Genomic DNA, 25169 nt, shown 5'->3' with positions numbered 1-25169 from the left:
ATGGCTGACGGTGTCACGTCGCCTGGGCATGCGCAGCACGGCTGTCCGGCACTTGGAGGGGTGTATGTCTGATCTTCCCCGGAAGGCGGTTACCCGGACCGCCAAGTTGGCCGCGCTGCCAATCGGCTTCGCCGGCCGTGCCACCTGGGGCCTCGGCAAGCGCATCGGCGGCAAGTCCGCCGAGATCGTCGGCCGTGAGCTCCAGCAGCGCACGGCGGAGCAGTTGTTCAAGGTCCTGGGTGAACTCAAGGGCGGGGCGATGAAGTTCGGGCAGGCCCTGTCCGTCTTCGAGTCGGCGCTGCCGGAGGAGGTCGCGGGCCCCTACCGGGCGGCTCTGACCAAGCTTCAGGAAGCGGCTCCTCCGATGCCGACCCGCACCGTGCACGCGATTCTGGCGGAGCGGCTCGGCGAGCAATGGCGCGAGCTGTTCCTGGAGTTCGAGGACAAGCCGTCGGCGGCCGCGTCGATAGGGCAGGTGCACCGGGCCACGTGGCACGACGGGCGCGAGGTCGCCGTGAAGGTGCAGTACCCGGGCGCGGGCGAGGCGTTGCTGTCCGATCTCACCCAACTCAGCCGTTTCGCGCGGCTGTTGGGGCCGCTCATCCCGGGGATGGACATCAAGCCGCTCATCACCGAGCTGCGGGACCGCGTCTCGGAGGAGCTGGACTACGCGCTGGAGGCCCAGGCCCAGCGCGCCCACGCCGAGGAGTTCGACGACGACCCGGACGTCGTGGTGCCGCACGTGGTGCACCAGTGCGACCAGGTCCTGGTGACGGAGTGGATCGACGGGACGCCGCTCGCGGAGATCATCAACGACGGTACGGAGGAACAGCGCGACCGCGCGGGCCAGTTGCTGGCGCGCTTCCTGTTCTCGGGCCCGGCGCGCACCGGGCTGCTGCACGCCGATCCGCATCCGGGCAACTTCCGTCTGCTGCCGGACGAGGAGGGCGGCTGGCGGCTCGGCGTCCTGGACTTCGGGACGGTGGACCGTCTCCCGGGCGGCCTGCCCGCACCGATCGGCGCCTCCCTGCGGATGACGCTCGACGGTGACGCGGTCGGGGTCTACGAGTTGCTGCGCGAGGAGGGCTTCGTCAGGGAGTCGATCGAGCTCGAGCCGGACGCGGTGCTCGACTATCTGCTGCCGATCATCGAACCGGCCGAGGTCGAGGCCTTCACGTTCACCCGCTCCTGGATGCGCAACCAGGCGGCGCGGATCGCGGACCCCCGCTCGCCCGCGCACCAGCTGGGCAAGCAGCTCAACCTTCCCCCTGCCTACCTGCTGATACACCGGGTGACGCTGAGCACGATCGGGGTGCTGTGCCAGCTCGGCGCCACGGTCCGGCTCAGGGACGAACTGGAGGCGTGGGTGCCGGGGTTCGTGCCGGAGTTCGCTGAGGAGGAGTCGCCGGGCAAGGCCGCCGAGGCCTGATCACCGCCGGTCGTGGTCACCACCAGTCGGAGTCGAGCCGCCCCTCGATGGCTCTGATGTTCTCCCGGGAGCAGGTGTCGCAGAAGTAGCGGCTGACACCGCTCTCTCTGGAGCACGTCCAGGTCAGCGGCACTCCTGGGGCGCGCGTGCCGCATCGGGTACAGACGACGGCCGAGGGTTCGGGCTGCTGGTCACAGTCCCCGCCAGGAAGAGACGTCACCCGGCGACGATAACTCCGCGGCGCGGGGAACGCCGGTCACACCACGCACCGCGGGGGCCGGTCCGGGAAGGACCGGCCCCCGCGGGGACAGCTACGGCGTCCGGCTGTCACGTCCGGTGGTCACTGCATGACGGCCATGGCCAGCGCGCGCCGGGCGCGCAGGGACGCGCGCTCGGCACGGCGCTGCATCCGGCGCGCCACGACGAGGCGCACGGCCCTGCGTTCGCTCTCGGCCTCACGCAGCTGTTCGTGCATATGCGCACGAGCCAGGGCTTCTGGGATGAGTTGCATCTGACGGGTCCTGTTCTGACGCGAGTCGTTCGCGCCGGTGGGGGTGAAGTCTGGGATCGCGGAGCCGGCGGGCTCGCTCGTGGACGGCTTCATCGGGGCCTGCTTCTTGGGGTCGTGCGTGAGGGGGCGGTCGATCGTTCCTGGGGTGTTCATGCCGCAACCGGGTTCTTGCGCGGGCGGCCACGCGGCCGCTTGCGGGCCACGACAACTCCCTGGACGAACAGCTCGCCACCCCAGACGCCCCACGGCTCACGCCGCTCCTTGGCGCCGGCGAGGCAGGCCTCGACCAGCGGGCAGGTACGGCAGAGGGACTTGGCGTACTCGACATCCGCCGGCGACTCCGCGAAGAAGACCTCGGGGTCGTAGGCACGGCAGGGGACGGGCACGCCGAGGTTCTCGATGGCGTCGTCGAGCGCGGTGAGCGCAGTCAGCGGGTTCAAGGTGGAGTCCTCCGTGGACACGGGCGGGGGCAGAGGGTCTGAAGGCGGTACGGACGGGGCGTGCGCTTCGAGTTGCACGGTGTTTTCTTCCTCGTCTGGTCATTCCGGCCGGTGGGCCGGGTGGCGGTGGTACCGGGTTCTTTTCTTGTCCCGAGGCCCCTTCGCTCTGGTTCCTCGGAAGATCGCTGGGTCTTCCGGGAAAACAGAAGGGCCGCGGATCCCGGGTGGGGTTCCGCGGCCCTGAAGGCGCCGGCCTGATCGTCGATCAGGCTGGATCACTCCAGGGTTCAGGCCCACGGAAGGCCCACATCGTGTGGTGCTGCGTCGTCTGCTTCCGGAATCCGGCACCGGCCGCGGCAAAGGCATAGGCCTGAGCCTGTGCCGTCGCTACTGCTTCCGGTGCCTTGGTCGGTCGCTCATTGCCCTCGCGAATGGGAAGACCCGCGAGAGACAGGGCAGAGGCCGGACGCATGGCGCTGACGCCAGACAGACCGGTGCCCAGGTTCGAGAAGCCGAGCAGGCAGGAAGCGACGACCGAGCGATCGGTCATTTTGACGGTGCTGGTGGAGCTGGCCTTGATGCTGATCACTGGATTCGCCTCCTCTCGGCGTCTAGGGGACCGGTCACCCGGTCCGACGGCTTTCAAGTACAACACGGAACCAGGGCCTTCGAGAAGGCCGCTGCTCTCGTGCTTAAGAACCTATGGGGATTCCTGGGGCATGCGCAAACTATTTTTTCGTCGAGTTTGAATCAGTCGTCCGACTCGTCGGCCACGGGCTCGTCGCCCACTGCCTGACCTGCACAAATGGCCAGGACATCGGATCCGTAGGTGCGAAATTTCCGTCTGCCGACGCCCGGGATGCGGGACAGATCCCGCTCGTCCTCCGGCGACGCCTCGGCGATGGCGATCAAGGTCTTGTCGGTGAAGACGCAGAAGGCGGGCTGACCGAGCTCGGCCGCGGTGCGCGAGCGCCACTCGATGAGCCGCTCGTACAGGCCCTCGTCCATGTCCGACGGGCAGTCCTCGCAGCGCATCAGCTTCATCTCGGCGGCCTCCAGCGTGCGCCCGCACACTCGGCAGCGCGCCACCTTCCGGTCGGTGCGGCGCTGTGCGGCGGCGCCGAGCGGTTCGCGCGCCTGGCGTCGGGTGCCGAGCTCGACGCCGCCCTGCCCGACGCCCGCGCCGCGCCCGGCCGCGCCGGTGGAGCCCGGGCGCAGGCCGTCGAGGAAGCGGCTGGGGCGCCGGTTCGGCCGGCCGCCGGGCGAGCGGGACAGGGCCCACGAGAGGCCGAGGTGGCGTCTGGCCCGGGTCACGCCCACGTAGAGGAGACGGCGCTCCTCCTCGATCTGCTCGTCGGTCTTGGCGTACGTGATCGGCATCATGCCCTCGGCGAGGCCGACCAGGAACACGGCGTCCCACTCCAGACCCTTCGCCGCGTGCAGCGACGCGAGCGTGACGCCTTCCACGGTTGGGGCGTGCTGCGCGGCGGCCCGCTCGTCGAGCTCCGCGACGAAGTCGGCGAGGGTCGCGTCCGGGTTGGCCCGGGCGAAGTCCTCGGCGAGCCGGGCGAGGGCCGCGAGGGACTCCCAGCGCTCCCGGACGGCGCCGGAGCCGACGGGCGGCTCGCTCGTCCAGCCCTCGCCGGAGAGCACGGCTCTCACCTGGGAGGGCAGGTCCACGGCCTCGTCCAGGCCCGCGTCGTTGCTCCCGAAGCGGGCCGCCGCGCGCAGGGAGTGGCCTGCCTTGCGGACCTCGGCCCGCTCGAAGAAGCGCTCGGCTCCGCGCAGCTGGTAGGGCACTCCGGCGTCGGCGAGGGCCTGTTCGTAGATCTCCGACTGTCCGTTCGTCCGGAAGAGGATCGCGATCTCGCCGGCCGAGACCCCGCCGTCGATCAGCTCACGGATGCGGCGGGCCGCGCCCTCGGCCTCGCTGGGTTCGTCGGCGTACTCGACGTAGACCGGCTCCGGGCCGGCCTCGCGCTGCGAGATCAGCTCCAGGCGGTGCTCGGCGGCGCGGCCGCTCGCCCGGGACAGTACGCCGTTGGCCAGGTGCACGACCTGGGGCGACGAGCGGTAGTCACGGACGAGCTTGACGACGGTGGCGCCGGGGTGGCGGGTACGGAAGTTGATCAGGTGGTCGGGGGTGGCGCCGGTGAAGGAGTAGATCGTCTGGCTGGCGTCGCCGACGACGCAGAGGCTGTCGCGGTCGCCGAGCCACAGGTCGAGCAGGCGCTGCTGGAGAGGGCTGACGTCCTGGTACTCGTCGACCACGAAGTGCTGGTACTGGGCGCGGATCTGCTCGGCGATGTCCTGGCGGTCCTGGAGGATGCCGACCGTCAGGAGCAGGACGTCCTCGAAGTCGATGACCGAGCGGTCCCGCTTGAGCGTCTCGTAGTTGGCGTAGATCTGGGCGATCTCGGCCGGATGGCGGGGCGATTCGCGGCCTGCCTTGTGGGCCGCCGCCGCGTAGTCCGCGGGGACGGTCTGGGTGACCTTGGACCACTCGATCTCGGCGCTCACGTCGCGCAGCTCGCCCCGGTCGAGGCGGATCCGGCAGGCCGTCGCGGCGTCGGCCACGAGCTGGATCTTGCGGTCGATGAGCCGCGGCAGGTCGCCGCCGACCGCCTTCGGCCAGAAGAACTGGAGCTGGCGCAGCGCCGCCGAGTGGAACGTGCGGGCCTGCACTCCCCCGGCGCCGAGCTGGCGCAGCCGGCCGCGCATCTCGCCGGCGGCGCGGTTGGTGAACGTGACGGCGAGGACCGTGCCGGGCTGGAGGATGCCCGCCCGGACGCCGTACGCGATGCGGTGGGTGATCGCGCGGGTCTTGCCGGTGCCCGCGCCCGCGAGCACACACACCGGACCGTGCAGGGCCGTCGCCACGGCGCGCTGCTCGGGGTCGAGCCCGTCGAGCACCGCGTCGGCCGATTCCGGGACCTGCGGGAACAGGGTGGAGTGCGTTGCTGCTGTCACCCCGCCATGCTGCCAGGTCGCCGGGGGCAGGTGCGCCGCGTTGCCCACAGGCAGCCGGTGTTCGTCGTACTAATGCGCCCGACGTGCGGGAATGGTCGGCGCGTCGCGTACGTTCGTCTCATTGCGAACACGCATCCCCAGCCACAAAGGAGCGCGAGAAACATGGCGGGCACTGTGACGATGTACAGCACCACCTGGTGCGGCTACTGCCAGCGGCTCAAGAAGCAGATGGACCGCGAGGGCATCGGATACACCGAGATCAACATCGAGCAGGACCCGGAGTCCGCCGCGTTCGTCGAGAAGGCGAACGGGGGGAACCAGACGGTCCCCACCGTCCTCTTCGCCGACGGCTCGACGCTCACGAACCCGTCGCTCGCGCAGGTCAAGCAGAAGATCGGCGCCTAGAGCGCGTCGTTGGGCTTCGGCAGGGGCTTGCCGTACCAGAGCTCGATCAAGCGGGCCGCAATCGAGATTCCGTAAGGGGGCATGACCTCCCCGGACTCGAAGGCGGCCCGCAGGTCTTCGCGGGAGAACCAGCGCGCCTCGTGGATCTCGTCACCGTCCACGTTGATCTCCGTGGAGGTGGCGTGCGCCATGAAGCCGAGCATCAGGCTGGACGGGAACGGCCAGGGCTGGCTGGCGACGTACTCGACGTGACCGACGTGGACGCCCGCCTCCTCGAAGACCTCGCGGCGCACCGACTGCTCGATGGACTCGCCGGGCTCCACGAAGCCCGCGAGCGTCGAGAAGCGGCCCTCGGGCCAGTGCACCTGACGGCCGAGCAGGATGCGGTCCTGCTCGTCCGTGACGGCCATGATCACGGCCGGGTCGGTGCGCGGGTAGTGCTCGGCCCCGCAGGCCTGGCAGCGGCGGATGTGGCCCGCGGCGGCGATGACGGTGCGCTCGCCGCAGCGGGAGCAGAAGCGGTGCAGCCGCTGCCAGTTCTCCAGGGCGACCGCGTGCACCATGAGGCCGGCGTCCCGCGGCGAGAGCAGCATCCCCGCCTCGCGCAGGCCCGCCGGGCGCGCGGACTGGTCCATGCGTCCGGGCAGTGTGTCCTTCTGGAGCGCGAAGTAGCTCACGCCGTCCTCGTCGGTGCCCAGGAAGTAGCGGTGGGCCTCGGTGAGGGGCGCTTCGAAGGACGGCGTCATGACCAGTTCCGTCGCGCCGTCCGGTGTCTCGTCGATGAGCACCTGGCCGCCGGAGACCACGAAGACCCGGGTCGTGGGGTGGCTCCACGCGGCGGCGAGCCAGGGCTCGTCGACGCGGTGGTGCGCGGCACGGTCGATGCCGCTCGGCGCGGCGAGCGTGAGCGGTCGGCCTCCGGCGAGGTCCGTGGTGCGATCGGTCCAGGTGGTCACAGGTGCTTCCAACTCCCCCGGTGAAAAAATGGGTGGTTCGACGGGCGGTTCAGCAGGACGTGCGGCAGGACGGCTGCGGGGCGCCTCGTTCAGTGTGCATCTGCCCAGCTCTCCGCGAGATCGCCCCACAAGTAGGCGGTGGTTTCGACGCCCTTCATGAGGAGGTCGAGTTCGACCTTCTCGTTCGGGGCGTGCCAGCCGTCCGAGGGGACGGAGATGCCCAGGAAGAGAACCGGGGCGTCGAGAACGTCCTGAAGGTCGGCCGCGGGCCCCGAGCCGCCCTCCCGCGTGAAGCGGATCTTCTGCTCGAAGGCCTGCCCCATGGCGCGGACGACGGACTGCAAGGCGGGGTGGTCGAGCGGCGTGAGGCAGGGGCGGGTGGCGGCGCCGAAGGTGATCGTGTGGCTGATCCCGGCGGGCAGCTGCTCGGCGACCCAGGCGGTGACGGCCTTCTCGATGTGGTCCGGATCCTGCCCCGCGACCAGCCGGAAGGAGAGCTTCAGCATCGCGGACGACGGCACGATGGTCTTGCCGCCGGGGCCCTGGTAGCCGCCGCCGATGCCGTTGACCTCCGCGGTGGGGCGCGCCCAGATGCGCTCCAGAGTGGTCAGTCCGGCCTCTCCGTAGGTGGCGTGCGACTTGGCCGTACGCAGCCACTGCGCCTCGTCGAAGGGCAGCTCGGCGAAGAGCTCGCGCTCCCGCTCGGTGAGTTCGACGATGCCGTCGTAGAAGCCGGGCACGGCCACGCGCGCGTGCTCGTCGTGCAGGGCGGCGACCAGGCGGGCCGCCGCGGTCGCCGGGTTCGGCACGGCGCCGCCGAACGAGCCGGAGTGGATGTCCTGGTCGGGCCCGCGCAGCTCGATCTCGCAGTCGGCGAGGCCGCGCATGCCGGTGCAGACCGTGGGGGTGTCCTCGGCCCACATGCCGGTGTCGGAGACGATCACGGCGTCGGCGGTGAGCCGCTCCTTGCGCTCCTCCACCAGCGCGCGGAAGTGCGGGGACCCGGACTCCTCCTCGCCTTCGATCAGCAGCTTCAGGTTGACCGCGGGGGCGGTGCGTCCCGTGGCCGCGAGGTGGGCGCGGACGCCGAGTGTGTGGAAGAACACCTGCCCCTTGTCGTCGGCCGCCCCGCGCGCGTACAGGCGGTTGCCGACGACGACGGGCTCGAAGGGGTCGGTGTCCCAGCCGTCCTCGCGGGCGGCGGGCTGCACGTCGTGGTGTCCGTAGACGAGGATCGTGGGGGCCTGCGGGTCGCCGGAGGGCCACTCCGCGAAGACGGCGGGGGCGCCGGGCGTCTCCCAGACCTCGGTGGTCGGGAAGCCGGTCGCGGCCAGCTTTCCGGCGAGCCAGTCGGCGCTGCGCCGCACGTCCGGTGCGTGGGCGGGCTGAGCGGACACGGAGGGGATCCGCAGCCACGCGGCGAGGTCGTCGAGGAATGCCTCACGGTGGTTCTCGACGTACGCACGGACGGTGCTGACGGCGCTGTCAACGGGCTTGCTCATGGTCACGAGCCTAATCCCCCACCAGAGTGTGTTCGTCCGGCGGCTCCTCGGCAGTCTCGTGGAGGGCCTGCGACTCCTCCTCGAAGAGTCGCTCCAGCTCCGCCCGCCCGGGCAGCCGCCGCGGCCGGACCGTCTCACCGGTGCGTACGTACAAGAAGGCGGCGCCCACCGACTCCAGGGGCACGTCCATCAGCTCGGCCCAGGCGAGCCGGTAGACGGCCAGCTGGAGCGGATCGGCCGCCTTCATGTGGCCCGTCTTCCAGTCGACGATCTCGTACGTGGCCTCGTCGCCGTCGCCCTCCTTGTAGACGGCGTCGATGCGGCCGCGGACGACGCGGTCCGCGAGGGCCAGCTGGAAGGGGAACTCGACCCTGTAGGGGGTGCGGTCGGCGTACGGGGTGCGCTCGAAGGCCTCCTTGAGCACCTCCAGGTCATGCGCGTCGGCGATCTCGGCGTCGCTGCCGGGCAGATCCTCCGGGTCGTGCATGGGCAGCCGCAGCTCTTCGTAGCGCGATTCGACCCAGGCGTGGAACCGCGTGCCCTGGCGGGCCGCCGGCTGCGGGGGGCGCGGCATGGGGCGGGCCAGCTCCCGGGCGAAGCCGTCGGGGTCGGCGGCCATGCGCAGGAGCTGCGACGCCGTGAGCGAATGCGGCACGGGCACGTCCCGTACGGCGGCGCGGGCGCGCAGCAGTTCACCGGCGAGGGCGTCGAGGTCGCGGTCCCAGGAGTCGAGGGTGCGGGCTTCCTCCGGGGTGAGCTCCGGCTCCGGGGCGGCGGCCGGGTGCGGTACGGCGGGCGGCGGCTCGGGGAACTCGTGCACGCGCGCGTGCGGCGCGGACGCGTCCGGCCGGGGCGCCGGGTGCGGGACGGTGGGCCGGTCGGCGGACAGGGTGTCCCAGTCGTCGGGGGCGTCGGCCGCAAAAGCCTCGTCCTCGAAGGCGAGTTCCTCGTCGTCCGGCGGGGGTGGCCAGTCGGGGTCCTCGAAGGGCGGCTCGTCGTGGACGGCCGGGTGGGCCTGCGTGTGGGCGCGCGCCTGCGCGGGGTCGCCGGCCCGCTCCAGGTGGGCGAGGACGGTGTCGGCGGCGCGGCGGCGGCGCGCCAGCGACGCCTCGTCGAGCGGCAGCGGCCAGGCGTGCTCGGCGGAGGCCTCCTGGAGGGCGGGGTTCTCCTCGTCCTCGGCGGGCTCGTCCGCCCAGGCCTCGATCTCGCCGTGCCCGGTGGCGCAGTGGTCGTACAGCGCCTGAAGGAAGTCGGAGGGGCCGCGGGGCTTCTTCTGTGAGGGACCCCACCAGTGGCCGGAGCCGAGCAGCAGGCTGCGGGGGCGGGTGAACGTGACGTATCCCAGGCGCAGTTCCTCGGTGTGCTGGTGGTCCTTCATGTCGGCGTGGAACGCCTTCATGCCGCGGGCGTCCCACGTCTCGACGTCGGGCAGCGTCGCGGCGTCCCCGCGCAGGTCGTGGGGCAGGACCTTGCCCTGTGCCGTCCACTTCTCGCGGCCCTGGGCGCTCGGGAACGTCCCCTTGACGAGGCCGGGCACCGCGACGACGTCCCACTCCAGGCCCTTGGACTTGTGGGCGGTGAGCACCTTCACGGTGTCCTCGCCGCCCGGCAGCGCGTTGTCGAGGCCCTTCTCGTACTGGGCCGCGGTGCGCAGGAAGCCCAGGAAGGCGAGGAGCGTCGCGGAGCTGTCGTTGGCCGCGAACGACGCGGCGATGTCGAGGAAGTTGGACAGCGTCTCGCGGCGCCGGGCCGCCAGCGCGTGCGGGGACGCGGAGAGTTCGACCTCCAGGCCGGTGACGGCGAGGACGCGGTGCAGGACGTCCATGAGGGGGTCGGACAGGGAGCGGCGCAGGTCGCGCAGTTCGGCGGCGAGCCGGGCGAAGCGCACGCGCGCGTCCGGCGAGAACGGCAGCCCGTCGTCGTCCCCGTCGGCCTCCACGGAGGTCTCCAGGAACGTGTCGAGCGCGTCCGCGAGCGATATCACCTCGGCCGGGTCGACGCCTTCGACGGCCTCGGCCAGGCGCCGGTCCGGGTCGTCCTCGCCGCCGCCGCGCGCGTGGGAGACGAGCAGCCGGGCCCTGCGGCCCAGGAGGGCGAGGTCACGGGCGCCGATGCGCCAGCGCGGGCCGGTCAGGAGGCGGACCAGGGCGGCGTTGGCCCCCGGGTCCTGCAACACCTCGCAGACGGAGACCAGGTCGGCGACCTCGGGCAGGTGCAGCAGGCCGGAGAGTCCGACGACCTCGACGGGGATGTCGCGGGCGACGAGCGCGCCCTGGATCTCCGCGAAGTCCGTCGCGGTGCGGCACAGGACGGCGATCTCGCCGGGCGGCGTGCCGGTGGCCACGAGGTGGGCGATCGAACCGGCGAGCCAGTCGATCTCCTCGCTGTGCGTCCGCAGGAGGGCGCAGCGCACGGTGCCGTCGCGCTCGGCTCCGGGGGCGGGGCGCAGAGCCTCCACGCCCGCGTGCAGGGCGCGCAGCGGCTCGGCCAGTCCGTTCGCCAGGTCCAGGAGGCGGCCGCCGCTGCGCCTGTTCTCGCTGAGCGCGAAGCGGGTGGCCGGGCGGCCGTCGGCGTAGGCGAAGTGGCGCGGGAAGTCGTCGAGGTTGGCGACGGAGGCGCCGCGCCAGCCGTAGATCGCCTGGCAGGGGTCGCCCACGGCGGTGACCGCGTGCCCCGTGCCGCCGCCGAACAGGCCTGCCAGCAGGATCCGCTGGGCCACGGAGGTGTCCTGGTACTCGTCGAGCAGGACCACGCGGAACTCGTCGCGGAGGATCTCGCCGACCTCGGGCCGGGTGTCGGCGAGCGTGGCGGACAGCGCGATCTGGTCACCGAAGTCGAGGACGTCCCGCGCCCGCTTGGCCTCTCTGTAGTGGCCGACCAGTTCGGCGAGCTCCAGGCGCGCCGCGGCGGCTTCGGGCACCTTGCGTAGATCCGCGTTGCTGAGCTTGACGTCTTCGAGGGTGCGCAGCAGGTCGTGGTCGTACGCGCGCAACTTGCCTGGCTGTACGAGGTGTTCTGCCAGCTCGGCGTCGAGCGCGAGCAGGTCGCTGACGAGGTCGGCGAAGGACCGCGTGAGCGCGGGGTACGGGCCGGGTGCCTCGCGCAGCACGCGCGCGGCGAGCTGGAAGCGGGTGGCGTCGGCGAGCAGCCGTGTCGTGGGTTCGAGGCCGATCCGCAGGCCGTGGTCGGTCAGGAGCCGGCCCGCGAAGGCGTGGTACGTGGAGATCACGGGCTCGCCCGGCGGGTTGTCCGGGTCGATGGCGTCGGGGTCGGTGACACCCGCCTTGACCAGGGCCTTGCGGACGCGCTCGGCCAGCTCGCCGGCCGCCTTGTTGGTGAAGGTGAGGCCGAGGACCTGCTCGGGTGCGACCTGCCCGGTGCCCACCAGCCAGACCACGCGCGCGGCCATCACCGTCGTCTTGCCGGAACCGGCTCCGGCCACGATCACCTGCGGGGCGGGCGGCGCGGTGATGCAGGCCATCTGCTCCGGGGTGAACGGGATGCCCAGCAGCTCCTTGAGCTGCTCGGGGTCGGTGAGGCGTGTGGTCACCTCATCGAGGCTAACCGGCACCACTGACAGCGCCGGCCCGTTCCGGCTCAGCGGAGGCGCACGTCACTCCACGACGTGTCTGCCCTCGGGTCGCGCGCTGCACGAGGCGCGGAAGGCGCAGTGCGTGCAGTGCTGGCCGGCGGTCGGCGCGAAGCGTTCGTCGAGGACCTTGCCGGCCGCGGTGGCGAGGAGTTCGCCGACCCACTCGCCCTCCAGGGGCTCCTGGGCCTGCACCTTGGGCAGGGTCTCGCCGCCGTCCTTCTTGGGGGCGCCCTGGCGCAGCTGCACCAGTTCGGCGCCGCCGGGCTCCGGGCGTACGCCGTCGAAGGGCTCGTCGACGGCGCCCTCGCGGACGGCGAGCTGGTACACGGCGAGCTGGGGGTGGCGTGCCACGTCCGCGGCGGTGGGGGCCTGCTTGCCGGTCTTGAAGTCGACCACGTAGGCGCGGCCTTCGGCGTCGCGCTCGACGCGGTCCATGGAGCCGCGGATGCGCACTTCGTAGGAGCCCGCTTCGAGGGTCACGTCGAAGTCGTGCTCACTGGCGACGGGGGTGCGGCCGGTGCGGTCCATGACGTGCCACTGAAGGAACCGCTCGAGCGCCGCGCGCGCGTTCTCCTTCTCCTGCGCCGACTTCCAGGGCGCGTCGAAGGCGAGCGCGTCCCATACGGAGTCGAGTCGCTCCATGAGGACGTCGAGATCGGCGGGGGTGCGGCCGGAGGCGACCTCGTCGGCCAGGACGTGCACGACGTTGCCGAACCCCTGGGCGGCGGTCGCCGGGGCGTCCGCCTTGACCTCGCGGCCCAGGAACCATTGCAGCGAACAGGTGTTGGCGAGCTGGTCGAGAGCGCTTCCCGACAGCACGACGGGCTTGTCGCGGTCCCGCAGCGGGACCTTGCTCTCGGTCGGCTCGTACATGCCCCACCAGCGGTAGGGGTGGGCGGACGGCACCAAGGGGCGGCCGTCGTCGTCGCTGAGTGCCGCGAGGCGGGCGAGGCGGCGGGCGGCGGCCTCCCGCAGGGCGTCGGACACGCGCGGATCGACGGTCGTGGCGCGCAGTTCGGCGACGAGCGCGGCGACGGAGAGCGGACGGCGGGGGCGGCCCGTGACGTCCTTGGGCTCGACCCCGAGTTCGGTCAGGAACCGGGAGGGCTGGTCACCGTCGTCCGCGGGCGCCTTCACCGCGGTCACGACGAGTCGCTCCCGCGCGCGCGTGGCGGCCACGTAGAACAGCCGCCGCTCCTCGGACAGGAGCGCGCCGGGAGTGAGGGGTTCGGCGAGCCCGTCGCGTCCGATGCGGTCGGCCTCCAGGAGGGAGCCGCGGCGGCGCAGGTCGGGCCACAGGCCCTCCTGGACGCCCGCGACCACCACGAGGCGCCACTCCAGGCCCTTGGAGCGGTGCGCGGTCATCAGGCGGACGGCGTCGGGCCGTACGGCGCGCCCTGCGAGGGTGTCGGCGGCGATGTCCTGGGCGTCCAGCTCCTCCAGGAAGTTGCGTGCTCCGCGCCCGCCGACGCGCTCCTCCGCGCGCGCGGCGACGGCGAACAGGGCGCACACGGCGTCCAGGTCCCGGTCGGCGTTGCGGCCCGCGGCGCCGCCGCGCCGGGCCGCGCGCTCCAACCGCTGCGGCCAGGGCGTGCCGTCCCACAGCTCCCACAGGGCGTCCTCCGCGGTGCCGCCGTCGGCGAGCTTCGCGCGGGCGCGGGCGAGCAGGGCGCCGAGCCGCTGCGCGCCCCGCGCGTAGGCCGGGTCGTGCAGGGCGAGCCGCTCGGGCTCGGCGACCGCGCGGGCGAGCAGGTCGTCCGAGGGCGGGGGCAGGTGGTTGCCGGCGGCGCGCTCCTCCTCGCGCAGGGCGCGTCCGAGGCGGCGCAGATCGGCGGCGTCCATGCCGGCCAGGGGGGATGCGAGGAGGGTGAGCGCGGTCTCCGTGTCGAGCCAGCAGGCCTCCTCGCCCTCCTCCTCGGCCTCGTCCCCAGGCCCGTACGACACCGCCTTGAGGGCCGTCAGCAGCGGTGCGACCGCCGGTTCGTGGCGCAGCGGAAGATCGTCGCCGTCGATGTCCAGGGGCACGCCGGCCGCGGTGAGCGCCCGGCGCACCGACGGGATGCTGCGGGTGCCCGCGCGCACCAGGACGGCCATGTCGCTCCACGCGATGCCCTCCTCCAGGTGGGCACGGCGCAGGATGTCCGCAATGTTGTCGAGCTCCGTACCGGACGTCGGATACGTGTAGACCTCGGTCCTGCCTCCGCCGCGTACCGGCGCGAGATCGCGGTGGGCGCGCACCTTGTCGGCCGGCAGGCGGGTCAGCGGCATGCGCTGGGTGACCCGGCGGGTCGCTTCCAGGAGGCGGGCCCCGGAGCGCCGGGAGGTGGTGAGGACCTCGACGGGCGCGGGCCTGCCGTCGGTGCGCGGGAAGGCGTCCGGGAAGTCCAGGATGCCGTTCACGTCGGCGCCGCGGAACGCGTAGATCGACTGGTCCGGGTCACCGAAGGCGACCAGGGTGCGGCCGCCGCCCGCGAGCGCGTGCAGCAGCCGCACCTGCGCCGGGTCGGTGTCCTGGTACTCGTCGACGAACACGGCGTCGTACTGGGCGGCGAGCTGCTCGGCGACGTCCTGACGGTGGGCGAGGAGCACGGCGCGATGGACCAGCTCGGCGTAGTCGAGCACGCCCTGCATGTCGAGCACGTCCAGGTACTCGGCGAGGAACGTGGCGGCCGCGCGCCAGTCCGGGCGGCCGATGCGGCGCGCGAACGCGTCCAGGGCGCCCGGTCCGAGGCCGAGTTCGCGGCTGCGCGCGAGGACGGCGCGCACCTCGTCGGCGAAGCCGCGCGTGGTCAGGCAGGCACGCAGCTCGTCGGGCCATCGCACATGCGCGAGTCCGGCCTGCTCCAGGTCGATCTGGCCCGCGAGCAGCTCCCGTACGGTGACGTCCTGCTCGGGGCCGGACAGCAGGCGCAGCGGCTCCGCGAAGAGATCCGCGTCCTGGTGGGCGCGGACCAGGGCGTAGCAGAACGAGTGGAACGTGGTCGCCTGGGGTGCGCGCGCCGCTCCTATGCGCAGCGCCATGCGGTCGCGCAGTTCGACGGCGGCCTTGCGGCTGAACGTGAGCACCAGGATGCGCCCGGGTTCGGTGCCCTGGGCGATGCGTGCGGAGACGGCCTCTACAAGAGTCGTCGTCTTGCCCGTCCCGGGTCCGGCGAGGACGAGGAGCGGTCCGTGAGCGTGGTCAACCACGGCACGCTGATGTGCGTCCAGTCGAGGGGGGTCCACCGGAACCGGCGGGGTACGCACCAGTCGATACGCACCGGGGACCGCCTGTCGCGCCTGGTGCGGCGACAGGTGCCGGGTGGACGAAGAGGAGCTCACGTGGATCGCTGGTCCTGGTGGGTGTGCTGGTGGTCGGAGCGCCGACCGCGCAGGGCGGTGACTGGGGGGTGAAGGAGGTGTCTGCCATCGACGGTTCCGTCGACGCTACGCCGTCGAGTGTGGCGGAAGCCGGGCTTCCGACGCCTCCCTCGGGTCCCTCTCGGCACAGGTGTGCTCTGTCTCACGAACGGACACGGTCGTGGCGGAGTGCCCCGCTCGCCCCGTTTCCCCCGTACGGGCCACAGGCACCCCACCCGCGCGCGGGATGGCCGAAGCTGTCAATTGTGAGCTTCCGTACGCGTCCGGCCGTCCCATCGCGCGCGCTTCATGTCGAGGCGCGGCAGATGGCCGTCGGCGGCGCGGGAGGCGTCCCGCAGCGGCGTGCTCTCCTCCCGGTAGTGGCCGAGCGCCCGCAGTTCGTGCCCGGGCAGCAGCGCTCCGTCCGCGCGTACGACGCGCCACCACGGCACCGCTCCTCCGTAGAGCGCCATCACGCGGCCCACCTGGCGCGGACCGCCCTCCTCCAGCCACTCGGCCACGTCCCCGTACGACATGACGCGCCCCGGCGGGATCAGCTCGGCGACCTCCAGGACCCGCTCCGCGTATGCGGGAAGCTCTCCCGCCGACCCGCTCTCCTCGCTCATCCGGCCCATCCTGCCCCATGGCACCGACAACATGGGGAGACGTTCGAGCAGCGCTCCGACACGACGCACAAGAAGGCGCTTGTCCGCGACTCCGCTCTCCTCGAATGCACCCTGATGCCCCCCTATGGCGATGGGACATGCCACCATCGTGCGGGCGGTGACTGGTGATACGAGATCAAGAAGAGACGACGGAGCAGAGCGTGCACCCCGACAAAGCGGAGGGCACCTCTGTGACACCGGCGCGCCCTGAGGAGACCGCCGACGAGGCGGTCGAGGCGAAGCACGAAGAGCCCCTGCACGATCCCGACTGCGTCGACGCCGACGCGCACGCGGAGCGGGTCGAGGGCGACGAGCCGCTGCTCCCCGCGCGCGTGCACCGCCCTTCCGATCTCATGCGCCTCCTTGTGGGACTGCTCGCGATCGCCGTCCTGCTCGCCATCGCCGCGTTCGCACACGCCACGACCTCGGGCTTCGCCCAGGACATCGACAAGGGCACCGGACAGGCGCCGGACCTGCTGACGAAGTTCGCGGGCCTGGCGTCGAGCATCGCCATCCTTCTCGTACCGGTCGCGTTCGCGATCGAGCGCCTCATCAAGCGCGACGGGCTGCGGATCGCCGACGGTGTCCTCGCCGCCGTCCTCGCGCACGGGGTGACGCTCGCGACCGACCTCTGGGTCGCCAAGGCGGCGCCGCAGTCGATCCAGGACGCGCTCACCAAGGTGTCGCCGGGCGACATTCATGCGCTGACCGATCCGGTGCACGGCTACTTGGCGCCCGTCATCGCCTACATGACGGCCGTAGGCATGTCCCGGCGACCACGCTGGCGCGTGGTGCTGTGGGTGGTGCTGCTGCTCGACGCCTTCGCGATGCTGGTCACCGGCTACACCACCCCGTTCTCGATCATCCTGACGATCCTCATCGGGTGGACCGTCGCCTACGGGACCCTGTACGCGGTCGGCTCCCCCAACGTGCGCCCCACCGGGCAGACACTCCTCGCCGGGCTGCGCCACGTCGGCTTCCACCCGGTCAGCGCGGCCCGTGAAGAGGCCCATGAGGGCGCCACGGAGAACGGCGACCGGGGGCGGCGTTACTTCGTCACCCTGGAGGACGGCCCGCCGCTCGATGTGACGGTCGTCGACCGGGAACAGCAGGCGCAGGGCTTCTTCTATCGCGTGTGGCGGCGTCTGACGCTGCGCGGCATCACACAGCGCCGCAGCCTCCAGTCGCTGCGCCAGGCGCTCGAGCAGGAGGCGCTGCTCGCGTACGCCGCGATCGCCGCCGGGGCGAACGCCCCGAAGCTCATCGCCACCTCCGAACTGGGTCCCGACGCCGTGATGCTCGTCTACGAGCACATCGGCGGCCGCTCGCTGGACGCGATGCCGGACGAGGAGATCACCGACGAACTGCTGCACGACACCTGGCGTCAGGTGCAGGCGCTCCAGTCGCGGCGGATCGCGCACCGGCGGCTCGCCGGCGACGCGATTCTGGTGGATCGTTCCGGCACGGTGATCCTCACGGACCTGCGCGGCGGCGAGATCGCCGCGGGCGACCTCGTGCTGCGCATGGACGTCGCCCAGTTGCTCACGACGCTGGGGCTGCGGGTGGGCGCCGAGCGGGCCGTCGCGTCCGCGGTCGCCGTGCTCGGCCCGGACACCGTCGCCGACTGCCTGCCGATGTTGCAGCCGATCGCCCTCACCCGCTCCACCAGGGCCACGCTGCGCAAGCTCGGGCGGGAACGCGCCCAGCGCGAACGCGAGGCCGTCCTGGAGGCGTCCAGCAAGGCCAAGCAGACGCGTCTTGAGGAGTCCGCGGCCGAGGCCGACACGGACGCCAAGAAGTCCGTACGCGCCGAGAAGAAGTCCGAGAAGGCCGAGCGGCAGGCCGAGAAGCGCGCCCTGGACGAGGCCATGGACGAGGCGCGCGAGGAGGATCTGCTCACCCAGATCCGCCATCAGGTGCTGCGCATCAGGCCGCAGGCGCCCGTCGAGCCGGCCCGCCTGGAGCGCATCAGGCCGCGCACGCTGATCAGTTTCATCGCGGGCGCGATCGGTGCCTACTTCCTGCTGTCGCAGCTCACGCACATCGACTTCGGCACCATCGTCGGCGAGGCCGAGTGGGGCTGGGTCGGTCTGGCGGTGCTGTTCTCGGCGCTCAGCTACTTCGCGGCGGCGATGAGCCTTCTGGGCTTCGTGCCGGAACGCGTGCCCTTCATGCGGACCGTCGCGGCCCAGGTCGCCGGGTCGTTCGTGAAGATCGTCGCGCCTGCGGCGGTCGGCGGCGTCGCGCTCAACACGCGCTTCTTGCAGCGCGCCGGTGTCCGTCCCGGGCTGGCGGTCGCCAGTGTCGGCGCCTCGCAGCTGTTCGGCATGTGCAGCCACATCCTGTTGCTGCTGACCTTCGGCTACCTGACCGGGACCGAGAAGACGCCTTCCTTGTCGCCGTCCCGCACGGTCATCGCGGGTCTGCTGACCGTCGCTGTCCTCGTCCTTGTGGTCACGTCGATCCCGTTCCTGCGGAAGTTCGTCGTCACGCGCGTGAGGTCGCTGTTCGCCGGTGTCGTGCCGCGCATGCTCGACGTGCTCCAGCGGCCCCGGAAGCTGCTCACCGGCATCGGCGGCATGCTGCTGCTGACCGCCTGCTTCGTGATGTGCCTGGACGCCTCGATCCGTGCCTTCGGGGACAACACGACGAGTCTGAGCCTGGCCAGCGTCGCGGTCGTCTTCCTCGCGGGCAACGCGCTCGGTTCCGCCGCGCCGACGCCGGGTGGTGTGGGCGCCGTCGAGGCGACGCTCACGGTGGGCCTCATCGCCGTCGGCCTCCCCAAGGAAGTGGCCGCCCCCGCGGTGCTCCTGTACCGCCTGCTCACCCTGTGGCTGCCCGTGCTGCCCGGGTGGCTGTTCTTCAACCACCTGACCCGCAAGGGCGCCCTCTGAGAGAACACGCCGAGGCCGCTTGCTGACGGGCCCTCACCCGCACAGCCCGCAGCCCGAGCGCCCCGCAGCAGGCCACCGCAGGATGGACGCATGCCCAATCCGTCCCGGCCCCGCGCCGCTGCCCTGGCCGTCACCGCCGCCCTGCTCTCCGTCTCCCTCGCGGCGTGCAGCAGCGACTCGAAGGACGACGTGGATCTGCCGTCCCAGGCGCTGAACTGGAAGGACTGCCCCGCCCCTTCGGAGGCCGAGGGCGGCGGCGACGCCCCTTCCCCGCTGCCCGGCGGCGCCGAGTGGCAGTGCGCCACCATGAAGGCGCCGCTGAACTGGGACGACCCCGAGGGCGACACCATCGACCTCGCGCTGATCCGCGCGCGGGCGAGCGGCGACGAGGACAAGCGGATCGGTTCGCTGATCTTCAACTTCGGCGGCCCCGGCGGCTCGGGCGTCACGACCCTGCCGGCGTTCGGCTCCGATTACGCGAAGCTGCGTACCCGGTACGACCTGGTCAGCTTCGATCCGCGCGGGGTGGGCCGCAGCGCGGGCGTCGCATGCGAGGACGACGAGCAGCTCGACGAGTACTTCGAGCAGGACTCCACACCGGACGACGCCGAGGAACAGAAGAAGCTCGTCGACAACATCACGGCGTTCAACGCGGCCTGCGACAAGAAATCCGGCAAGGTCCTCCCCCATGTACGCACCACCGACGCGGCCCGCGACATGGACCTGATGCGCCAGGTGCTCGGCGACGACAAGCTGCACTACTTCGGGATCTCGTACGGCACCGAACTGGGCGGTGTCTACGCCCACTTGTTCCCCAAGAACGTCGGTCGTGCCGTGTTCGACGGTGTCGTCGACCCCACGCAGGACCCGGAGCAGGGCTCCCTCGGCCAGGCCAAGGGGTTCCAGCTCGCTCTCGACAACTACGCGAAGGACTGCACGTCCAAGACCGAGGAGTGCCCGATCGGGGACACGCCCGAAGAGGTCAAGGCCAAGATCGCCAAGCTCCTGAAGGAACTCGACGACAAGCCGATCCCGGGCATCTTCCCCCGGGACCTGACGCAGACCGCCGCCACCAACGGGATCGCGCAGTCCCTGTACTCGCAGGACTTCTGGGAGTACCTCACCGAGGGCCTCCAGCAGGCGTACGACGACGACGGCAAGATCCTGATGCTGCTGTCGGACTCGATGAACGGACGCAACGAGGACGGCCGGTACAGCAACATCCAGGCCGCGAACATCTCCATCAACTGCTCGGACGACAAGCCGCGTTACACGACCGAGGACGTCGAGGCGAAGCTGCCGGAGTTCCGTGAGGCGTCTCCCCTGTTCGGCGACTACCTGGCCTGGGGCATGCTCAGCTGCACCGACTGGGCGGTCGACGGCGCCGCCGACCATCCCGACGTGAGCGCTCCGGGCTCCGCCCCCATCCTCGTCGTCGGGAACACGGGCGACCCGGCCACCCCGTACGAGGGCGCGCGGAAGATGGCCGACGCGCTGGGCGACGGGGTCGGTGTCGAGTTGACGTACAAGGGCCAGGGGCACGGAGCGTACGACAGCGACAGCACGTGCGTGCACCGTGCCGTGAACGACTACCTCCTCGACGGGACCGTCCCGAAAGAGGGAACGGTCTGCACGTGATCGCGGGGTTGTCCACAGGCTGAAGCGGATGTCGGCGGCGCCTCCTACGATGGCCTGACTGCCCTTCGAGCGGGGGCGGTTGAGGGGGGAGGTGCCATGGCGGCACAGGAGGCGCATGCCCGTGCGGGCGTCCGCACACGCACAGGACAAGGGGCCCGCGCCCGCACGCTGGCGGTCGGCGCCGTGTTGTCGATCGGCCTGGTCGCGGGGTGCGGTTCGGGCGATGACGGCGGCGGGTCCGATCCGAAACCGTCCCCTGCGGGCAACAGCGCGTCGCGCTCGGCGAGTTCGACACCGAGCGCCGCGAAGCTGCCCGCCCTGCCGTCCTCGATCACCGGACAGCGCCTCGGCTGGGGTCCCTGCAAGTCGACCGCGAGCGCGCCCGCGCCCGGCTCCGACTGGCAGTGCGCGACGCTGAAGGCACCGCTCGACTACGCGAAGCCGGACGGGCCGACGATCGGCCTCGCCCTCATCCGCGCCAAGGCACGCGGCGACCGGAGCGAGCGGATCGGCTCCCTGCTGTTCAACTTCGGCGGCCCCGGCGGGTCCGGCGTGGACCTGCTGCCGGCCTTCGCCCCGCAGTACGCGAAGTTGCGCGAGCGCTACGACCTGGTGAGCTTCGACCCGCGCGGCGTCGCGGCCAGCCAGGGCATGCGCTGCCGCAGCGACAAGAAGACGCAGGCCGCGGAGTCCGTCGACCTCACACCGGACACGGCCCAGGAAGAAGCGGCGTACTTCAAGGACGCCACCGACTTCGGTCAGGGCTGCCGAAAGGCTGGCGCCCTGCTGGGCCATGTGTCGACCGTCGAGGCGGCCCGCGACATGGACCTGATGCGCCAGGTCCTCGGCGACGACGAGCTGCACTACATGGGCGTCTCGTACGGCACCGAACTCGGCGGTGTCTACGCCCACTTGTTCCCCGGCAAGGCGGGCCGGCTCGCCCTGGACGCGGTGGTCGACCCGACGGCGGGCCGGGTGGGACAGGCGGAGAACCAAGCGCGCGGTTTCCAGCGCGCGCTCGACAACTATCTGAAGTCCCGGGGCACGGACCCGAAGAAGGGCTCGCGCGAGATCGAGGCGCTCCTCAAGCGTCTCGACAAGAAGCCCCTGCCCACGTCGGGCGGGCGCGAGTTGAACGAGTCGCTCGCGACGACCGGCATCGCCGTCACCCTGTACAGCAAGAACAGCTGGCCCGCCCTGACGCGGGGCCTCCAGGACGCGGAGAAGGGCGACGGCACCGCGCTCCTCGCACTCGCCGACTCCTACAACGACCGTGACGCGAGCGGACATTACGGTACGTCGAGCCACTCGCAGCGCGCGATCTCCTGCCTCGACGACAAGGCGCGGCCGACGGCGCAGCAGACGAAGAAGCAGCTCGCGAAGTTCCGGGAGATCTCGCCCGTCTTCGGCGCGTACATGGGCTGGGACACTGCGGGCTGGTGCCACGACTGGCCGGTCGCGGGCCAGTGGGAGGACCCGCAGGTGAGCGCGCCGGGCGCGGCTCCGGTGCTCGTGGTGGGCAATACGGGAGACCCGGCGACGCCCTATGAAGGCGCACGGCGGATGGCCGACGAGCTGGGCAAGGGCGTCGGTGTCGAGCTGACGTGGAAGGGCGAGGGGCACGGCGCGTACGGCTCCGGCAGTTCCTGCGTCGACTCGGCGGTCAACCGCTATCTGCTGGAGGGGCGAATACCGCGCGACGGCACGGTGTGCTCCTGAGCGCGGACGCCCGCGACATGACCGACGGGCCCCGCGCGCAGTGCACGAGGCCCGTCAGGGAAGGTCACAGCCGGGTGGTCGCCCGGCAGGCCGGCTAGTAGACCGGCTTGTCCGGCTCGATCTGGTTGACCCAGCCGATGACGCCGCCGCCGACGTGCACGGCGTCCGCGAAGCCCGCGGACTTCAGCACGGCGAGGACTTCCGCACTGCGGACACCCGTCTTGCAATGCAAGACGATCTTCTTGTCCTGCGGCAGACCCTCCAGGGCGGTGCCCATGAGGAACTCGTTCTTCGGGATCAGCTTGGCGCCCGGGATGGAGACGATCTCGTACTCGTTCGGCTCGCGGACGTCGATGATCTCGATGCTCTCGCCGTCGTCGATCCACTCCTTGAGCTGCTTGGGAGTGATCGTCGAACCGGCGGCCGCCTCCTGCGCCTCTTCGGAGACGACGCCGCAGAAGGCCTCGTAGTCGATGAGCTCGGTGACGGTCGGGTTCTCGCCGCAGACCGCGCAGTTGGGGTCCTTGCGGACCTTGACCTGGCGGTACTGCATCTCGAGGGCGTCGTAGATCATCAGTCGGCCGACGAGCGGGTCGCCGACGCCGGCCAGAACCTTGATCGCCTCGGTGACCTGGATGGAGCCGATGGACGCGCAGAGCACACCCAGGACGCCGCCCTCGGCGCAGGAGGGGACCATGCCCGGCGGCGGGGGCTCCGGGTACAGGCAGCGGTAGCACGGCCCGTGCTCGGACCAGAAGACCGAGGCCTGGCCGTCGAAGCGGTAGATGGAACCCCACACGTAGGGCTTGTTGAGCAGCACGCACGCGTCGTTGACGAGGTAGCGCGTCGCGAAGTTGTCGGTGCCGTCGACGATCAGGTCGTACTGGCTGAAGATGTCCATCACGTTGTCGGCCTCGAGCCGCTCTTCGTGCAGGATCACGTTCACGTACGGGTTGATGCCGAGGACCGAGTCCTTCGCGGACTCCGCCTTCGAGCGGCCGATGTCGGCCTGGCTGTGGATGATCTGACGCTGGAGGTTCGACTCGTCGACCTCGTCGAACTCCACGATGCCGAGCGTGCCCACGCCAGCGGCGGCCAGGTACATGAGGGCCGGGGATCCGAGGCCGCCGGCGCCGACGGCCAGCACCTTGGCGTTCTTCAGCCGCTTCTGCCCGTCCATCCCGACATCCGGGATGATCAGGTGGCGGGAGTACCTGCGGACCTCGTCTACGGTGAGCTCAGCAGCTGGCTCGACCAGGGGTGGCAGCGACACGGGGACTCCGTTGGTCGGTATCTACGTACGGTTGTTCCGTCTGTAACACTGCCACGCCCCCCTTCATTCCGAGACACCTGGTCCGATACGCGAGACGATCTCGTCCCAGTAACCGGGCATGGACTCCCAGGGGGCGCCCGGCCCGCCGCGGTCCGTGCGGTCGGTGAAGTAGATGGTGCCGGCACCCTGCCAGCGCGCGATGCGCAGCGCCTCCTCCAGATGCCCGCGGGGCATGCCGTGGACGAAGTGGCAGAACCGCTCGGGCGGATAGTCGGCGGTCCATTCGGCGACCTGCGACCAGCGGTAGTCGCTCCACGGGCCGGAGAACGTCACCAACTGGTCGGCGGTCTCGGCGTACCCGGGGTACGGGTGGGTGCCGTGGCCGAGCACGATGTACGCGTCGTCGACCAGGGCGCGCAGCGTGGTGACGGTCCGGCGGACCTCGGGGAGGGCGGCCCGCTCGGTGGGACAGCGGTCCACGGAGAAGCCGTCGACCTGGTACCAGTCGAGGAAGCGGTGGGCGTCGGAGACGAGTTCGCCGAAGGAGCGGGCGCCGTAGGTCATGTCCAGGTGACCAAGGACACGCACGCCCGCGTTCCGAAGCCGGCCTGCCGCCGCGAGGCAGTGCGGGTCGGGGCGAGCCCCGGGACCATTGGCGACATTCAGGACAACCCAGTTCAAAGGGGTTGTCGGGCGGGTGAGTTCGCCCCATTCGGTGGGGGCGACGAGGGGGTGGGCGAAACCGGGGATACCGAAGCCCAGGCGTACGTCGGTGCTCGACTGGCCGGTAGTGGCAGGGGTCAGATACGGCATGCCGCCTCCATCCAGATGTCGGCGAGGGACTCTTCGAGGTTGATGCGCGGGCGCCAGCCGAGCCGGTCGCGCGCGGTGCGCACGTCGGCCTGCTGCCAGCTGCCACAGCCGTCGGGGTACGGGTACGCGGCGGCGGGCGGGCTGTGCATCCCGTGGTCGGATTCGGAGCGGGGGTGGGCGACGGATTGCCGCAGCCCGAGGGAGGGTGCGTCCAGTTCGTGGAGGGCGCCGCCGAAGCCGGCGACCCGGGCGAGCACGGCGGCGGCGTCCCGCAGGCGCACGGCGCGGCCCGAGCCGATGTTGATGACGCCCTGTGCGGCGGAGAGCGATGCGGCGTGCACGGCGCGGGCGACGTCCCGTACGTCGATGAAGTCGCGCTGTGCGCCGAGGCCGCCGAGCTTCAGTTCGCCGTCGCCTGCCTGCATCGCGCGGCGCATCGCCTCGGCGAGCCGGCCGAGCGGGGATCCGGCCGGGGTGCCGGGGCCCGCGGGCGAGAAGACGCGCAGGACGACGGCGTCGAGCCCGGAGCCGAGGACGAGTTCGGTGGCGGCGAGCTTGCTGACGCCGTACGGGCCGCCGGGCCGCGGCACCGCGTCCTCGGCGGTGGACGAGCCGGGCTGCGACGGACCGTACTCGGCGCCGCAGCCGATCTGCACCAGGCGGGCGCCGCAGCCGCTGCGGCGCAGGGCCTCGCAGACGGTGGCGACGGCGACCGTGTTGTGCCGGGTGAGATCGCGGGCACCGCCGCGGGTGGCGCCGGCGCAGTTGATGACCACCCCGGGGTGCACGGCGTCCAGGAAGCGGGTGAGCGCGCCCGGGCTGCCGGTGGCGAGGTCGAAGCGGACGTCGGCGTCGTCACCGCGGCCGAGCGCGGTCAGCTGCACGGCCGGGTCGGCGAGCAGCCGGTCGGCGACGAAGCGGCCGAGATACCCATTGGCGCCGATCAGCAGGACCCTCATCGGACACCTCCCGCGGTGCGCGCTCCGCGCGCTCCCGGCGCCGCACGTCGGACGCACCGGTCGT

At 71.6% G+C, this 25169-nt stretch carries 18 protein-coding genes; 5 read left to right on the top strand and 13 right to left on the bottom strand.

The features are described from left to right. Positions 1-64: 64 nt before the first annotated feature. Entirely contained in the window at positions 65-1429 is a 1365-nt protein-coding gene (locus tag AB0L37_RS27580) for an AarF/ABC1/UbiB kinase family protein (protein WP_365510859.1), read from the top strand. 16 nt (positions 1430-1445) lie between these two features. Here the strand turns inward: AB0L37_RS27580 and AB0L37_RS27575 are convergent, their stop codons facing one another. From AB0L37_RS27575 to AB0L37_RS27555, 5 genes are all read right to left on the bottom strand, one after another. Beyond that, positions 1446-1649: a hypothetical protein gene (locus tag AB0L37_RS27575; protein ID WP_365510856.1), complete on the bottom strand. Its 204-nt coding sequence runs from the start codon at positions 1647-1649 to the stop codon at positions 1446-1448. Between the two features lie 120 nt (positions 1650-1769). Further along, positions 1770-2093: a hypothetical protein gene (locus AB0L37_RS27570; RefSeq protein WP_365510853.1), complete on the bottom strand. Its 324-nt coding sequence runs from the start codon at positions 2091-2093 to the stop codon at positions 1770-1772. Beyond that, a complete protein-coding gene (locus AB0L37_RS27565) occupies positions 2090-2458 on the bottom strand; it encodes a WhiB family transcriptional regulator (RefSeq protein WP_338700248.1) in 369 nt (122 codons plus the stop codon). Before AB0L37_RS27565 ends, AB0L37_RS27570 begins: the two co-directional genes overlap by 4 nt. A 187-nt stretch (positions 2459-2645) precedes the next feature. Further along, positions 2646-2969: a hypothetical protein gene (locus AB0L37_RS27560; protein WP_365510850.1), complete on the bottom strand. Its 324-nt coding sequence runs from the start codon at positions 2967-2969 to the stop codon at positions 2646-2648. 161 nt (positions 2970-3130) lie between these two features. Then, a complete protein-coding gene (locus tag AB0L37_RS27555) occupies positions 3131-5350 on the bottom strand; it encodes an ATP-dependent DNA helicase UvrD2 (RefSeq protein ID WP_365510847.1) in 2220 nt (739 codons plus the stop codon). A gap of 162 nt (positions 5351-5512) precedes the next feature. On the opposite strand from AB0L37_RS27555, the gene AB0L37_RS27550 reads away from it, so the two are divergent. Further along, positions 5513-5755 carry a mycoredoxin gene (locus tag AB0L37_RS27550; protein ID WP_365510844.1) on the top strand — a complete coding sequence of 81 codons (243 nt, stop codon included), beginning with the start codon at positions 5513-5515 and terminating at the stop codon, positions 5753-5755. Here the strand turns inward: AB0L37_RS27550 and nudC are convergent. The 5 genes from nudC to AB0L37_RS27525 form a co-directional block, all read right to left on the bottom strand. Then, positions 5752-6711, bottom strand: coding sequence for an NAD(+) diphosphatase (gene nudC / locus AB0L37_RS27545; RefSeq protein ID WP_365510841.1), 960 nt, complete (start codon positions 6709-6711; stop codon positions 5752-5754). The two genes, AB0L37_RS27550 and nudC, sit on opposite strands and share 4 nt — an antisense overlap. Positions 6712-6800: 89 nt before the next feature. Further along, positions 6801-8213, bottom strand: a complete 1413-nt coding sequence (locus AB0L37_RS27540) for a dipeptidase (RefSeq protein ID WP_365510838.1) — start codon at positions 8211-8213, stop codon at positions 6801-6803. Between the two features lie 10 nt (positions 8214-8223). Next, entirely contained in the window at positions 8224-11763 is a 3540-nt protein-coding gene (locus AB0L37_RS27535; RefSeq protein WP_365510835.1) for an ATP-dependent DNA helicase, read from the bottom strand. A gap of 63 nt (positions 11764-11826) precedes the next feature. Beyond that, entirely contained in the window at positions 11827-15126 is a 3300-nt protein-coding gene (locus tag AB0L37_RS27530) for an ATP-dependent DNA helicase (protein WP_365510832.1), read from the bottom strand. 278 nt (positions 15127-15404) lie between these two features. Next, complete coding sequence (locus AB0L37_RS27525; protein ID WP_365510830.1) at positions 15405-15770, bottom strand: MGMT family protein; 366 nt, start codon at positions 15768-15770, stop codon at positions 15405-15407. 164 nt (positions 15771-15934) lie between these two features. On the opposite strand from AB0L37_RS27525, the gene AB0L37_RS27520 reads away from it, so the two are divergent. From AB0L37_RS27520 to AB0L37_RS27510, 3 genes are all read left to right on the top strand, one after another. Then, positions 15935-18703 carry a lysylphosphatidylglycerol synthase domain-containing protein gene (locus tag AB0L37_RS27520; protein WP_365510827.1) on the top strand — a complete coding sequence of 923 codons (2769 nt, stop codon included), beginning with the start codon at positions 15935-15937 and terminating at the stop codon, positions 18701-18703. A 90-nt stretch (positions 18704-18793) separates the two neighbouring features. Then, a complete protein-coding gene (locus AB0L37_RS27515; RefSeq protein ID WP_365510824.1) occupies positions 18794-20341 on the top strand; it encodes an alpha/beta hydrolase in 1548 nt (515 codons plus the stop codon). 96 nt (positions 20342-20437) lie between these two features. Further along, positions 20438-22060 (top strand): alpha/beta hydrolase, encoded by a 1623-nt coding sequence (locus AB0L37_RS27510; RefSeq protein WP_365510822.1) that lies wholly within the window; start codon positions 20438-20440, stop codon positions 22058-22060. Positions 22061-22154: 94 nt separating this feature from the next. On the opposite strand, the gene moeZ is transcribed toward AB0L37_RS27510, so the two are convergent. The 3 genes from moeZ to AB0L37_RS27495 form a co-directional block, all read right to left on the bottom strand. Next, positions 22155-23333 (bottom strand): adenylyltransferase/sulfurtransferase MoeZ, encoded by a 1179-nt coding sequence (gene moeZ / locus AB0L37_RS27505; RefSeq protein ID WP_365510819.1) that lies wholly within the window; start codon positions 23331-23333, stop codon positions 22155-22157. A gap of 63 nt (positions 23334-23396) precedes the next feature. Then, positions 23397-24146, bottom strand: coding sequence for a spherulation-specific family 4 protein (locus tag AB0L37_RS27500; protein ID WP_365510816.1), 750 nt, complete (start codon positions 24144-24146; stop codon positions 23397-23399). Next, the gene (locus tag AB0L37_RS27495; RefSeq protein ID WP_365510813.1) at positions 24134-25105 is read right to left on the bottom strand and encodes an NAD-dependent epimerase/dehydratase family protein; all 972 of its coding nucleotides are present in this window, start codon (positions 25103-25105) and stop codon (positions 24134-24136) included. The genes AB0L37_RS27500 and AB0L37_RS27495 overlap by 13 nt, the downstream gene beginning before the upstream one ends. Positions 25106-25169: the final 64 nt, after the last annotated feature.

It is taken from the genome of Streptomyces sp. NPDC052225 (assembly GCF_040679615.1).
Classification (GTDB): Bacteria; Actinomycetota; Actinomycetes; order Streptomycetales; family Streptomycetaceae; genus Streptomyces.
This window is presented reverse-complemented; position numbering and strand designations above follow the sequence as displayed.

Excerpts from the sequence above, each read along its gene's own strand:
- AB0L37_RS27580 (WP_365510859.1), top strand. The coding sequence starts at position 65 with ATGTCTGATCTTCCCCGGAAGGCGGTTACCCGGACCGCCAAGTTGGCC.
- AB0L37_RS27570 (WP_365510853.1), bottom strand. The coding sequence starts at position 2,093 with ATGAACACCCCAGGAACGATCGACCGCCCCCTCACGCACGACCCCAAG.
- AB0L37_RS27550 (WP_365510844.1), top strand. The coding sequence starts at position 5,513 with ATGGCGGGCACTGTGACGATGTACAGCACCACCTGGTGCGGCTACTGC.
- AB0L37_RS27540 (WP_365510838.1), bottom strand. The coding sequence starts at position 8,213 with ATGAGCAAGCCCGTTGACAGCGCCGTCAGCACCGTCCGTGCGTACGTC.
- AB0L37_RS27525 (WP_365510830.1), bottom strand. The coding sequence starts at position 15,770 with ATGAGCGAGGAGAGCGGGTCGGCGGGAGAGCTTCCCGCATACGCGGAG.
- AB0L37_RS27515 (WP_365510824.1), top strand. The coding sequence starts at position 18,794 with ATGCCCAATCCGTCCCGGCCCCGCGCCGCTGCCCTGGCCGTCACCGCC.
- AB0L37_RS27510 (WP_365510822.1), top strand. The coding sequence starts at position 20,438 with ATGGCGGCACAGGAGGCGCATGCCCGTGCGGGCGTCCGCACACGCACA.
- AB0L37_RS27500 (WP_365510816.1), bottom strand. The coding sequence starts at position 24,146 with ATGCCGTATCTGACCCCTGCCACTACCGGCCAGTCGAGCACCGACGTA.
- AB0L37_RS27495 (WP_365510813.1), bottom strand. The coding sequence starts at position 25,105 with ATGAGGGTCCTGCTGATCGGCGCCAATGGGTATCTCGGCCGCTTCGTC.